This window comes from Variovorax sp. N23 (assembly GCF_025486315.1).
In the GTDB taxonomy this organism is placed as follows: Bacteria; Pseudomonadota; Gammaproteobacteria; order Burkholderiales; family Burkholderiaceae_C; genus Variovorax.
Genome location: NZ_JAOOPY010000001.1, coordinates 418,489 through 431,868 on the forward strand (window position 1 = coordinate 418,489; position 13,380 = coordinate 431,868).

Below are 13,380 nucleotides of genomic sequence, written 5' to 3' on the forward strand. Positions count from 1 at the left end.
AGATGCGTTCGGATGGGGAACGGCCGAGGTGATGGATCTCGAGCAGGGTGGTTCCGGTGATCATTCGCGCGCGTCGAGCGCGACCAGGGCGGCACCCGGGAAGTGCGAGAACACCTCGCTCATCGGCAGCGCCCCATCACGCACGGTCAGCACCTCCCCGGTGAACAGGTTGCGCAAGCGCGTGCCGTCGGGCCAGCCGGGCAGGGCCAAGGCCGTGTCCCGCCACACCTGGGCACCGAGCGGCAGCCAGCCCTCCGATGCAGCGATCGAGGCCTGCAATTCGACTTTGGTCGCCAGGCCGACGAAGAGGCGTCCGGCCACGATCAGCAGGGTCTTGCCCTCGTGCGTCCGCTCGAAAGCGAGCACGTGCGACGCGGCAGGGCCGGTGGCTTCGAGCGGGGCATAGGCTCCGTCGCGGAACAGTGCGGGCTCGTCGCGGCGCAGGTCAAGCAGGCGCGAGAGGATCCACAGCTTTGCGCCACCGTCGTGCGGCGCCGCGGCCAGCGCACGCACGACCGCCGGTTCGCCGGGGCCATGGGCGATCTGCGAGAGGCGCTCCAGCCACTGCGCGCGCGCGCCGTAGTCGACCGGCCGGCGGTTGTCCGGGTCGACCAGGCTCAGGTCGGTCAGTTCGTTGCCCTGGTACAGGTCGGGCACGCCGGGCGAGCCGTACTTGATGAGCGTCATCGACAGGCTGTTGAGCGCGCCGAACCAGGCCAGCGTGTCGCCCAGCGCCTGCACGTCGTCGAGGAAGGGGTTGCCGGCGACGCGGCCGAGGATGCGCTGCACGAAGCCCGAGAGTGCCTTCTCGTAGTCCTCGTCGGGGAAGGTCCAGCTCGTGTGTACCTTCGATTCGCGCGCGGCCTTGAGCATGTAGCGCTCGATGCGCTCCACGTAGGCGGCGCGCGTGGCGTCGGTCAAGCCGCCGGCCGGCAGCGTGCCCAGCAGCGTCTGGTAGAGCAGGTACTCGTCGGCGGCGGAGGGCATGGCGCCGCGCTCGTCGCCGGCGGCTGCGGCGTCCGCGTCGGTGCGGTTCATCGCGCGCCAGCGGCGCAGCGCCAGGCGCCAGGCGGCGGGCATCTCGGAGAGCACGTCGATGCGGGTGCGCACGTCTTCGGAGCGCTTGTTGTCGTGCGTCGACGTGGCCAGCATCGTGTGCGGCCAGCGCGCCGCGCGGTCGGCGCTGGCGGTGTGGAAGTCGGCCACCGTCATGCCGAAATGCGCCGGCTCGCCACCCACTTCGTTGAGCGAGCTCAGCGGGAAGTAGCGGTAGAAGGCGGTGTCTTCCACGCCCTTGGCCGTGACCGGTGCGCTGAACTGCTGGAAGCGGACCGCCAGGCGCAGCGCCCGTGCGCACAGGGCCTTGTCCGCGCCGGGCACGGTGTCGGCCAGCAGCGTGAGCCGCACGAAGTCGAACACCGAGCCGTCGGCGTCGCGGCTGCGATGGCGTGCCTCGGCCACCGCCTGGTCGATGTACTTGCGGTCCTGTTCCGACGGCGCATCGAGGATGTAGCTGCGGTACACCGGCAGGCAGGCCGCGACTTCCGACAGCGCACGGCGCAGCGTGTTGAGCGTGTAGTCGCGCGTGCGCCGGTCGCCGCGCGCGATGCGCAGCAGCTCGCTCGACAACACGTTGAGTTCGGACGACAGCGCATTGCGCATGATGGCGCGCTTGCCTTCGTAGGCCAGTTCGCCGAAGGGCTGCAGCACGCCGGTGAAGCTGCGCCAGATGCGCAGGAAGCGCTCTTCGGCCTCGGTGTCGACCAGCACGCCGTTGACCACTGTCGCGAAGCGGTAGCCGGTGGTGCCGTGGATGGCCCACTGCACCGGCACCTCCTCCTGCGACGCGGCGATCTTCTCGGCCACGACGTAGAGCGGCCGGGGTGGGCGGCCTTCCGCATCGGGCTCGGGCAGCACCAGGCCGGCGCGCTTGGCGTAGCCCTGCTGCAGCCGGTTGAAATACTGGGCCGGGTCGTACAGGCCGTCGGGGTGGTCGATGCGCAGGCCGTCGACCACGCCCGCCGCCGCCAGGTCGAGCGCCATGCCCTGCGTGGCCTCGAACACCGGCTCGCGCTCGATGCGCAGCGCCGCCAGTTCGTTGATGTCGAAGAAGCGCCGGTAGTTGATCTCGTCGGCCGCCACGCGCCAGTAGGCGAGGCGGTAGGCCTGCGCTTCGAGCAGCGCGTGCAGCGCGTCGCGCTCGCCCGGCGCGTTGATGTCGGCCAGCGCCGCCGCGATGGCCTGCGCCACGTCGAGCTGGCGCGACACCAGACGGGCCAGCCGGCTCTTGAGCAGCTCCTTGTCGCGCGCCCGCTCGGCCACCGGCTCGGCATCGGTCGCCTCGCGCGCCGGCAGGTGGCCGAAGGAGGTGGCGATGCTCGCCAGGCTGGCCGACAGGTCCGGGTCGGCCAGGCGCGATTCGGCGCGCTGCAGCACGCGCGCGTAGGTCTCGGGCGCGAGTGGAAAGCGGTGCTCGTGGTAGTGCACCGCCAGGCTGCCGTTCTCGGCGTCGAAGGCCAGCACCAGCTCGCCGCGGTCGAGCACGTCGCCGTAGTGGTCGCCCAGCACGGGCAGCAGCACCTTGCCGTGCAGCTCGACGTTGAGCGGCTGCCAGTCGATGTCGAAGTGCTGCGCGTAGAGCGACGCGGGACCGTTCTCGAGCACGTCCATCCACCACGCGTTGTCGGCGCCCAGCACGCCCATGTGGTTGGGCACCAGGTCGAGCAGCTGCCCCATGCCGTGCGCGCGCAATGCGGCGCTGAAGCGCTCGAAGCCGGCCCGGCCACCGAGCTCGGGGTTGATCTCGTCGTGCGCGACCACGTCGTAGCCGTGCATGCTGCCCGGCCGCGCGCGCTGGATCGGCGAGCAGTACACGTGGCTCACGCCCAGCTTCTCCAGGTAGGGCAGCACGGCGATGGCGTCGTCGAAGGTGAAGTCCTTGTGGAACTGCAGGCGGTAGGTGGCGCGCGGCACGACCGTCTCGATGCCGCGGCGTGCGGTCGGCGCGCGCGCCGGGTGCGGGCGCACGGCTTCGAGCGTCTGGAACAGGGCCAGCGTGTTGTCGTCGACGGCGAGCTGCTGCAGGTCGAGCGTGAGCTTGCGCTGCCAGTTGGGGTGCGCGTCGGTCGTGCCCGGCATGTTGGCCTGCTCGACCTGACCGATGGCGTCTTCGAGCTGCACCATCATCACCTGCGACGCGGTGCTCGCGAGGAAGGCGTGAAGGGCGGCCACGGTCTCGGGCTCCAGCGTCTGCGCACCGGTGGCCTGCGCCACGGCGTCGCCCGACAGCAGCCCGGCGCGCTGCACCGCCAGCAGCAGGCGCACGCGCTCCTGCGCGCGGTCGAACAGCTGCTTCTCGAACAGCGCCTGGTTCGGGAACAGGCCGAGCGACAGGCGCAGGCGCAGGTCGTGGCCGGTCCACCAGCCGCTGAGCGTGGCCAGGTCGTGCGTGCTGATCGCCACCAGCGCGTGGCGCGGGTAGTCGGCGGGCGCCTTGAACTCGCCGTCGTGGCCGCGCTCGAAGTACATCAGGCGATACGACAGGATCTGGTAGCGCGCCAATGCGCCGCGCATCTCGTCGGCCACCGTGCCGAGGTCTTCGCCGATCACCATGCAGCGCGCGCGTTCGCTCTCGATGGCGACCACCGCCAGCATCTCGTGCAGCGCGTAGTGCACATAGGCGCCGTCCTGCGGCGTCTTGCCCGGCGGAATCCAGAACAGGCGCATCAGGCCCATCACATGGTCGATGCGCAGCGCGCCGGCGCCGCGCATGTTGGCGCGCAGCGTCTCGATGAAGAAGCGGTAGCCGTCGGCGCGCAGCTTGTCCGGCCGCAGCGGCGGCAGGCCCCAGCCCTGGCCGTTGGGGTTGAACTCGTCGGGCGGGGCGCCCACGCTCGCGCCGTGCGCGAACTGGTCGCCCTGGCACCAGGTGTCGGAGCCGGCACGGTCGACCGACACCGCAAGGTCCAGGTACAGGCCCACGGCCATGCCGAGCGCGGCGCACTGGTCGCTGGCGCGCTGCAGCTGCCGGGCCGCCTGCCATTGCAGGTACTCGTAGTAGCCGATGCGTTCGGGCTGCGTCTGGACGAAGCGCGCGACCGCGGGCGATGCCGGATCGCGGTAGTCCTCGGGCCACACCGGCCAGCCCCACACGGAGGCATCGCCCTCGAAGAAATGCGCCTGCAGCGCCTCGAAGGTCGCATGGCGGCGCAGCGTGTCGCCGCGTGCCGCGCGGAAGTCGTCGAAGGCGCCCGCGCTGCCGCTGCGGCCGGTGCGTTGCTGCGCGCGAAAGTGGGCGTAGAGCAGTTCGAGCACCTCGAACTTCGCGGCGGCCACGCCGGGGTAGTCGACCAGCGGTGCTTCGCGCAGCGCGGCCAGGCGGGTCTGGAAGTCGGGCGACTGCACCAGGCGCTGGGCCGGCTCGCAGTCGCGGAATTCATCGACGGCCTCGACGTCGATGTAGAGCACGTCGAGCATCAGGCGCGACGACGGGCTGTAGGGGCTGGCATGCGCCGGGTTGTGCGGGAACAGCGCATGCAGCGGGTTCAGGCCGATGATGCCGGCGCCGCGCGGCGCCACCTGCTGCGCCAGTTGCGTCAGGTCGCTGAAGTCGCCGATGCCCCAGTTGCGCGCCGACCGCAGCGCATAGAGCTGCACCGCCGGGCCCCACACGCGGCCGTTGCCCTGCAAGGCAGGCGGCTGGTAGCAGTGCGGCGGTGCGGCCAGCACCAGCGTTTCGCCGACGAGGCCCTCGAGGCTCAGGCGGTGGTAGCCGACCGGCAGCGGCAGGCTCAGCGTCACCAGCCGTTCGCACACGGCCACGCCGTCGCGTTCGCCGCGCGCGCCTTCGGGCAGCGCATGCAGGTCGATGCGGCCGTGCAGCGGCGTGCCGTCTTCGGTGTGCAGCGTCCAGCCGATGTCGGCCTGCGCCGCGGGCAGCCGCAGCGTGAGCTGCCAGTGCTCACGCCCGGCGTCGACCGCGACCGCGGGCGGCAGCGCTTCCTGCCAGCGCGCGGCCTCGACTTGCGCCAGGCTCTCGTGCGGCAGCGCATGCGGGTCGACGCCGAAGCTCTCGAGCAGCGTGACCAGGTTGGTCGGCGCGATCACATGGCGGTTGCCGAAGATGTCGTGGTAGTCGGTCGCGATGCCGAAGTGGGCGCACAGGCGCTGCAGCGCCTCGTGTTCGCCGTGGGGGGCGTCAGGCAAGCGGGTTCTCCTCGAGGGTCAGGCAGACGGCGCCGGGCGCGAGCCGCCAGGTCGGGCCGGCGTCGCGGTCGGTGGCCGATGTGTAGAGCAGGTCGCCCGCCAGCGGCGTTGCGTCGATGGGCGCGGTGCCGAAGTACGCCACCAGGTTCAGTTGCGCGAAGCGGCCGGGCGCGGCGCCGCCGACTTCCCAGCGCACGCGCAGCGCTTCGCCGTCGCGCCAGTGCTTGCCACCGGTGCGGTGCGCGGCCAGGCGCGGCATCAGCCGCTCGCGGCGCAGCGTGAGCAGGTCGCGCACATGCGCCAGCAGGTCGGCATGGGCGCCGTCGGTGCGCTCTTCCCAACGGAGCTTCGAGGCGCCGAAGGTCGATTCGGCGTTCGGGTCGGGGATGCGTGCGCGCGCGGCCTCGTCCTTGAAGGCCGCGAAGCCGCCGAACTCGGCGCGGCGGCCTTCGGACACGGCGGCCGCCAGCTCGGGGCCGAAGTCGCAGAAGTAGAGGAAGGGCGTCGACGCCGCGTATTCCTCGCCCATGAACAGCATCGGCGCGTGCGGCGACAGCAGCAGGCAGGCGTAGGCCGCGCGCAGCAGTACCGGGTCGGCCAGCGCCGCGATGCGGTCGCCGAAGGCCCGGTTGCCGACCTGGTCGTGCGTCTGCAGGAAGGAGACGAAGGCGGTCAGCGGCAGGTGCGCACTCGGCTCGCCGCGGTGCTCGCCATGGCGGAAGGGCGAGGGCTGGCCCTGGTAGACGAAGCCCTGCGCCAGTGCCACGCCGAAGCTGTCGACGGCGTCGTCCGCATAGTCGGCGTAGTAGCCGTCGCGCTCGCCGGTGACGAGCACGTGCGCCGCATGGTGCAGGTCGTCGTTCCACTGCGCGGTGGCGCAGAGCGGGCGGTTGTCGGCATCGCGTTCGAGGTAGTGCGCGCCGTTGGCGTCGTTCTCCAGCACGACGTGCACCTGGCGTTCGCGGCCCGGCCCGTCGCGCAGGGCGGCGCAGATCTCCTGCACGATGTCGGTGGTCGAGTCGTCGCGGATCGCATGCACTGCGTCCATGCGCAGGCCGTCGAAGCGGAACTCCTCCACCCAGTACAGCGCGTTGTGCACGAAGAAGTCGCGCACCGTGCGCGCCAGTTCGCCGTCGTAGTTGATGGCGGCGCCCCAGGGCGTCTGGTGGGCCGGGTTGAAGAAGGCCGGGCTGCCGGCATGCAGGTAGTTGCCTTCCGGGCCGAAGTGGTTGTAGACCACGTCGAGCAGCACCATGAGCCCGAGCGCATGCGCCGCGTCGACGAAGGCCTTGAGTTCGTCGGGCGTGCCGTAGGCCGCGTCGGGCGCGAACAGCAGCACGCCGTCGTAGCCCCAGCCGCGCCGGCCGGGGAAATCGGCGACCGGCATCACCTCGATCACCGTGAAGCCGAGGTCGGCGAGTTCGGCCAGGCGCTGTTGCGCCGCGGCGAAGCTGCCTTCGGGCGTGAAGGTGCCGATGTGCAGTTCGTAGATCACGGCTTCGTGCCACGGGCGGCCGTGCCATGCGGTGTCGTGCCAGTGGTAGCAGCGCGGGTCGACCACCTCGCTGGCGCCGTGCACGTCGTCCGGGTTGCGGCGCGAGGCCGGGTCGGGCACGCGCAGGCCGTCGGGCAGCTTGAAGCGGTAGCGGTCGCCGGCCGCGGCTTCGGGCACCTCGAGGTGGTGCCAACCGTCGGCATAGGGCAGCATCGGCAGCGCGCCCTCGGCGCCTTCGCGCTCGAGTTCGACGCGCGCCAGGCCAGGCGCCCAGTAGCGAAAGAGCACGCCGCCGCCGTCGAGCAGGCTGGCGCCGAAGGGCATGGGGTGGGCACGTTTCATGGGTGTGGTCTCGCGGGTCGGGCGAGCAGCACCAGCGAACGGCAATGCACGCGCAGGGTGGCTTGCACCAGGGGGGGCGCCTCGTCGTCGGGCAGCGTGTCGCTGGCCGTGTCGACGCGCAGGTGCCAGGGGGCGCCATCGGCGGGCAGGGTGAATTCCATGTCCTCGTGGTGGGCGTTGAAGAGCAGCAGGAAGTCGTCGTCGACCAGCGGCTCGCCGCGCCGCCCCATGTCGGCGATGCCGCAGCCGGACATGAACATGGCGATGCAGCGCGCGTTGCCGTCGTCCCAGTCGCCGGGGCTCATCTCCTGGCCGTCGGGGCGGTACCAGACCAGGTCCTTGGCGGCCGTGCCCTTCAGCGGCGCACCGCGGAAGAAGCTGCGGCGCCCGAAGGACGGGTGGCGCCGGCGCAGGTGCACCAGGTGGCGCGTGAAGTCGCGCAGGGCGAGGCGCTCGTCGTCGAGCGCCCAGTCGAGCCAGCCGAGTTCGTTGTCCTGGCAGTAGACGTTGTTGTTGCCCTTCTGCGTGTGGCCGGATTCGTCCCCGGCCAGGAGCATCGGCACGCCCTGCGACAGCAGCAGCGTCGCAAGCAGGTTGCGCTTCTGTCGTGCGCGCAGCGACAGCACCTCGGGGTCGTCGGTCGGCCCCTCGACGCCGCAGTTCCACGCATGGTTGTTGCTGCTGCCGTCGCGGTTGTCCTCGCCGTTGGCCTCGTTATGCTTCTCGTTGTACGACACCAGGTCGTGCAGCGTGAAGCCGTCGTGCGCGGTCACGAAGTTGATGCTGGCCGGCGGCTGCTTGCCCGACCAGCCGTACAGGTCCTGCGAGCCGGTGAGCCGGCTGGCCACTTCGCCGAGCAGGCCGCCGTCGCCCTTCCAGTAGCTGCGCATGCCGTCGCGGTAGCGGTCGTTCCATTCGGCCCAGCCGAGCGGGAAGTTGCCCACCTGGTAGCCGCCGTGGCCGAGGTCCCACGGCTCGGCGATGAGCTTGACGCGGTTGAGCACCGGGTCCTGCCGGATGGCATCGAAGAAGCCGCCGAGGTTCTCGACCTTGCCGCTCTCGCGTGCCAGGGCCGAGGCCAGGTCGAAGCGGAAGCCGTCGACGTGCATCTCCTCGACCCAGTAGCGCAGCGAGTCCATCACCAGCTGCAGCGCGCGCGGATGCTCGAGGTTGACGGTGTTGCCGCAGCCGGTGAAGTCGTCGTAGTAGCGCCGGTTGTCGGCGTTGACGATGTAGTAGGACGCGTTGTCCACGCCGCGCAGCGACAGCGTCGGCCCGAGCTGGTTGCCTTCGCAGGTGTGGTTGTAGACCACGTCGAGGATCACCTCGATGCCTGCGGAGTGCAGCGTCTTCACCATCGTCTTGAACTCCTTCACCTTGCGCGCTGCGCTGTAGCGCATCTGGGGGGCGAAGAAGCCGAGGGTGTTGTAACCCCAGTAGTTCTGCAGGCCCTTCTCGGCGAGGTGGCGGTCGTTCAGGTAGCTGTGCACCGGCAGCAGCTCGACCGTGGTGATGCCCAGGCGCTGCAGGTAGTCGATGACCGGCGCGGTCGCCAGGCCCGCGTAGGTGCCGCGCAGTTCGGGCGGCACCTCGGGGTGCTGCATGGTGAAGCCGCGCACGTGCATCTCGTAGATGACCATGTCCTGCCGCGCGATCTGCGGCCGGCGGTCGTCGCCCCAGGTGAAGGCGGTTTCGAGCACGCGGCCCTTGGGCATGAAGGACGCGCTGTCGCGCCGGTCGAAGGACAGGTCCTCGCGCTTGCTGCCGATGGTGTAGCCGTACAGCGCGTCGCTCCAGCGCAGCTGGCCCACCAGGTCTTTCGCGTACGGGTCGATCAGCAGCTTGTGCGGGTTGAAGCGGTGGCCGTCCTCCGGCTTGTAGGGGCCATGCACGCGGTAGCCGTAGGCCATGCCGGGGCGGGCCTCGGGCAGGTAGCAGTGCCACACGTCGTCGGTGCGCTCGCGCAGCACGATGCGCTGCAGTTCATGCCGGCCGCTGTCGTCGAAGATGCACAGCTCGACCTTCTCGGCATGCTGCGAGAAGAGGGCGAAGTTGACGCCCTCGCCGTCCCAGGTGGCGCCGCGCGGGTAGGCGGCACCGGGCCAGACGATGTGGATCGGGTTGGGTGATTTCATGGCAACGGTGCGCGGTCGGCGAAGGAAGAGGAACGTGCCCGAGGGCGAGGCAAGCCGCGTGCCACGGCGTCGGCAGGGTCAGGGCAGCCGATCGCTGTCCTCGCGCTCTTTCAGCGAGCGCCCGCGGCGCGGCCACCATTCCTCGATGCGTTCGGCCGCCCAGTCCTTGCCGCCCAGGCCGAAGGCCAGCGCGATGGCGAAGACCACGCCGCCCAGCAGGATCAGAAAGCTCTCGCGGATGATGTCGCCGCCGACCCTGATCTGGTCGAGCGCGATCAGGATCACGAAGGCCATCACCGCGTACTGCGCCAGTTTGCCCAGCAGCAGCGCGTCCTGCATCTTCACGTTGCGGCAGTAGGTCGTCACGGTGTCGCCGATGAAACGCGCGAAGTAGGCGCCGAAGGCCAGCACCAAGAGCGCGACGAACACATTGGGCACGAACCACACCACGCGGCCGAGCAGGTCGGTGATGTAGGTCAGCCCCAGGCCGTTGAAGGCGATGAGCAGCGCCGCCAGGATGACCAGCCAGTACACCAGCACGCCGAAGATGGTGGTGGTGTCCCCGGTCATGCCGCCCTGGCGCAGGAAGCCGTCCAGACCCGAGCGCTCGGTGAGCACGGGGAAGTTGATGGCGCGCATGGCCTTCACGACGGCGAAGCGCGCCACTTTGGCGAGCAGCCAGCCGGCGATGACCACCACGACGGCGATCAGCAGGCGCGGCAGGAAGGCGCCGATCTGGTAGAGGATGGCCCGTACGGGCTCGAGGTGGATGCTGAAATTGTCCATGGTGTCTCTCCGGGTGCCGGGTGTCGCGGTGCTTCAGTCGTTCAATGGCCGTGGTGGCGGTCGATCAGTGCCAGGATGCCTTGGAGCGGCACCTGCACCCAGTCGAGCCGGTTGTCGAGCTCGTAGCGCAACTCGTACATCGCCTTCTCGAACTCGAAGAGCGCGAGCAGGCGGGTGGCCGATTCGGCGCTCTGCACCGCGCCGCCGTGGCTCATGCGCGCCAGGTAGGCGCCCAGGAAGGCGTCGCGCGTCTCGGCTTCCCATTCGCGCGCGGCGGGCTCGAGCTTGACGATCTCGTCGGCGCTCTGGGCCACGCGGCGCAGGGCCGACCAGCGTGCGTAGTTGAAGGAACGCACCATGCCGGCCACGTCGCGCAAGGCCGAACTGCGCTGGCGCCGTTCCTCGAAGCTGCGCGCGGGCTCGCCCTCGAAGTCGATGATCAGGAAGTCGTTGCGCGACACCAGCACCTGGCCCAGGTGGTAGTCGCCGTGGAAACGGGTCTTGATGCCGCTCTGGCCCTCCAGCGGGAAGTCGGCGACGCGTGCCCGCACCTCCGCCGCACGCACCAGCAGCCGCTTGGCCTCGTCCTGCAGCTCGTGCGGCAGGTCGGGCAGGCGTTCGGCCAGCCGGTCGAGCGTGCGGCCGGCCTCGCTGGCAGCGCGCTCGCGCCAGGCGATCACGTCCTGCGTCGTCAGCGGCTCCGGGTCGAAGGCCGCATGGCCGGTGCGCTGCGACAGCGCCAGATGCAGCTCGGCGGTGCGTTCGCCCAGGGTGTGCATCAGCGACAGGAAGCCGCCATGCACATCGGTGGGTTGCGGCGCATCGACGGTGCGCATCGCCTCCAGGTGGCGCTCCAGGTAACTGAGCGTGTAGTCCCAGCCATCGCCCTGGTTGGGCACATAGGACTGCACCATCGCCAGCGTCATGGTGCTGCCGTCGCCGGCCACGTATTCCAGCGCACCGGCCACCGGCACGCAGTTCGGGTATTTGGCCACCTCGGTGAGGAAGCGGCCCATCTCCAGCTCGGGGTTGATGCCCGGGCGCAGCCGACGGTAGCCCTTGAGGAACAGGCGCTCGCCCAGCGTGACCACGGTGTTGCTGCTCTGCGCGGTCGGCGCGGTCACGGGCAGGGTCGCGACGTCCTTGCCGGCCAGTTTGGCGAAGGCATCGGTGTGCGTGAACACCAGCTTGCCCCCGGCGGTCGGCAGTGTGAGGCCGCTGCCCATCGCCTCGATCAGCGCGCGGCAGAAGCCCTCGTCGAAGAAGGCGTCGGCCATCACGCCGACGTTGGCCTGCTGGCGCACCTTGGCCACGGGGCAGGCCATCAGCGCCTTCAGGCGATCCTCGTCGTGGTCTTCCCAGGCGATGGCGAGCGGCATGAAGTAGGTGGAGGCTTCGGCCGGCCCGTCGAGGTCGAGCAGCGGCAGCATCCAGCTGCGCTGGCCGGCGTCCCACACCGCGTGGTCGCGCAGGCGGGCGCGCGCGATGGTCGTGCCCTTGGACGCATACCAGCGCTGCGTCTCGACGTGGCGCGGCAGGGTTTCGGTCTCCAGCTGCAGGCGCATGCGCTCGGCCATGCCGATGCGCCAGGGCATCACGCGCTCGCGGAAGAAGCTGGTCCAGCCGTCGAACAGCACGAGCACCGCGCGGTCCTGCAGCGGCGTGCCTTCCTGGTGCCAGGCCGGCATCTGGACCTCGGCCGACAGGCGGAACCAGTAGAAGCCGTGCGACGGCAGCGTCAGCAGGTAGGGCAGGTCGCCCACCGGCGGGAACGCGGTCTTGCCGAGCATCTCGACCGGCACGCGGCCCTTGAAGGCCGACAGGTCGAGCTCCACCGGCTGCGCTGAGCGCGACAGGTTGAAGACGGTGAGGATGGCGTCGTCGCCGTACTCGCTCAGGTAGGCGAGGATCTTGCGGTTGCCCGGCTTCAGGAAGCGGCGCTTGCCGCGCCCGAAGGCATGGCTGGTCTTGCGCACGGCGAGCATGCGCTTGGTCCAGTTCAGGAGCGAACTGGCTTCGCGCGATTGCGTCTCGACGTTGAGCGCCTCGTAGCCGTACATGGGGTCCATGATCGGCTGCAGGTACAGGCTCTGCGGGTCGGCGCGCGAGAAGCCGGCATTGCGGTCGGGGCTCCACTGCATGGGCGTGCGCACGCCGTTGCGGTCGCCCACGAAGACGTTGTCGCCCATGCCGATCTCGTCGCCGTAATAGATGATGGGCGAGCCGGGCATCGACAGCAGCATGCTGTTCATCAGCTTGATGCGGTCGATGTCGTTTTCCATCAGCGGCGCCAGCCGGCGGCGGATGCCCAGGTTGATGCGTGCGCGCGGGTCGGCGGCGTACATGCGGTACATGTAGTCGCGCTCGCGGCTGGTCACCATCTCGAGCGTGAGTTCGTCGTGGTTGCGCAGGAAGATGGCCCACTGGCAGCCGTCCGGGATGTCGGGCGTCTGCTGCATGATCTCGATGATCGGGTCGCGGTCTTCCTGCGCGATGGCCATGTACATGCGCGGCATCAGCGGGAAGTGGTACGCCATGTGGCATTCGTCGCCATTGCCGAAATACTCGCGCACGTCTTCGGGCCACATGTTGGCCTCGGCCAGCAGGAAGCGGTTCCTGTACTCGGCGTCGATGGTGGCGCGCAGCTTCTTGATGACGTCGTGCGTCTCGGGCAGGTTCTCGTTGCTGGTGCCGTCGCGCTCGACCAGGTAGGGAATGGCATCGAGCCGGAAGCCGTCGACGCCCATGTCCAGCCAGAAGCGCATGGTCTTCATGATCGCTTCGAGCACCGCCGGGTTGTCGAAGTTGAGGTCGGGCTGGTGGCTGAAGAAGCGGTGCCAGAAGTACTGCTTGGCCACCGGGTCCCAGGTCCAGTTCGAGGTCTCGGTGTCGGTGAAGATGATCCGCGTGCCCTGGTAGATCTGGTCGGTGTCGCTCCACACGTAGAAGTTGCGCTCGGGCGAGCCGGGTGGCGCGGCGCGGGCCGCCTTGAACCACGGGTGTTCGCTCGAGGTGTGGTTGATGACCAGCTCGGTGATCACGCGCAGGCCACGGGCATGCGCGGCCTCGAGCATTTCCCGGAAGTCCTCGATCGTGCCGTACTGCGGGTGGACGCTCTCGTACTCCGAGATGTCGTAGCCGTCGTCGCGCAGCGGCGACGGGTAGAAGGGCATCAACCAGATCGTGTTGACGCCCAGCTCCTTGACGTAGTCGAGCTTCGCGGTCACGCCCTTGAAGTCGCCCATGCCGTCGTTGTTCGAATCGAAGAAGGCCTTGACGTTGAGCTGGTAGATGACCGCATCGCGGTACCACTGCGGGTCGTCGCTGGTGTCGATTTCCGGTGTTTCGAGCGTGAGGGCGGGCACGTTGCCGGCCGTGGCCGGCTGCACATGGGGGGCTTGAAGGGGTGCGTTCATG

Annotated in this window: 5 protein-coding genes; all 5 read right to left on the reverse strand. The window is 69.8% G+C overall.

What is annotated here, in order from left to right; genetic code table 11:
• Window positions 1-60 precede the first annotated feature (60 nt).
• Window positions 61-5,205 carry a malto-oligosyltrehalose synthase gene (locus N8A90_RS02015; protein ID WP_262072966.1) on the reverse strand — a complete coding sequence of 1,715 codons (5,145 nt, stop codon included), beginning with the start codon at window positions 5,203-5,205 and terminating at the stop codon, window positions 61-63.
• Window positions 5,198-7,042 (reverse strand): malto-oligosyltrehalose trehalohydrolase, encoded by a 1,845-nt coding sequence (gene treZ / locus N8A90_RS02020; RefSeq protein WP_262072967.1) that lies wholly within the window; start codon window positions 7,040-7,042, stop codon window positions 5,198-5,200. Before treZ ends, N8A90_RS02015 begins: the two co-directional genes overlap by 8 nt.
• Window positions 7,039-9,177, reverse strand: a complete 2,139-nt coding sequence (gene glgX / locus N8A90_RS02025; protein ID WP_262072968.1) for a glycogen debranching protein GlgX — start codon at window positions 9,175-9,177, stop codon at window positions 7,039-7,041. Before glgX ends, treZ begins: the two co-directional genes overlap by 4 nt.
• Window positions 9,178-9,255: 78 nt before the next feature.
• The gene (locus N8A90_RS02030) at window positions 9,256-9,963 is read right to left on the reverse strand and encodes a mechanosensitive ion channel family protein (RefSeq protein WP_262072969.1); all 708 of its coding nucleotides are present in this window, start codon (window positions 9,961-9,963) and stop codon (window positions 9,256-9,258) included.
• A 41-nt stretch (window positions 9,964-10,004) separates the two neighbouring features.
• Window positions 10,005-13,379: a maltose alpha-D-glucosyltransferase gene (gene treS / locus N8A90_RS02035; RefSeq protein WP_262072970.1), complete on the reverse strand. Its 3,375-nt coding sequence runs from the start codon at window positions 13,377-13,379 to the stop codon at window positions 10,005-10,007.
• Window position 13,380 lies beyond the last annotated feature (1 nt).

Excerpts from the sequence above, each read along its gene's own strand:
- treS (WP_262072970.1), bottom strand. The coding sequence starts at position 13,379 with ATGAACGCACCCCTTCAAGCCCCCCATGTGCAGCCGGCCACGGCCGGC.
- glgX (WP_262072968.1), bottom strand. The coding sequence starts at position 9,177 with ATGAAATCACCCAACCCGATCCACATCGTCTGGCCCGGTGCCGCCTAC.
- N8A90_RS02030 (WP_262072969.1), bottom strand. The coding sequence starts at position 9,963 with ATGGACAATTTCAGCATCCACCTCGAGCCCGTACGGGCCATCCTCTAC.
- treZ (WP_262072967.1), bottom strand. The coding sequence starts at position 7,042 with ATGAAACGTGCCCACCCCATGCCCTTCGGCGCCAGCCTGCTCGACGGC.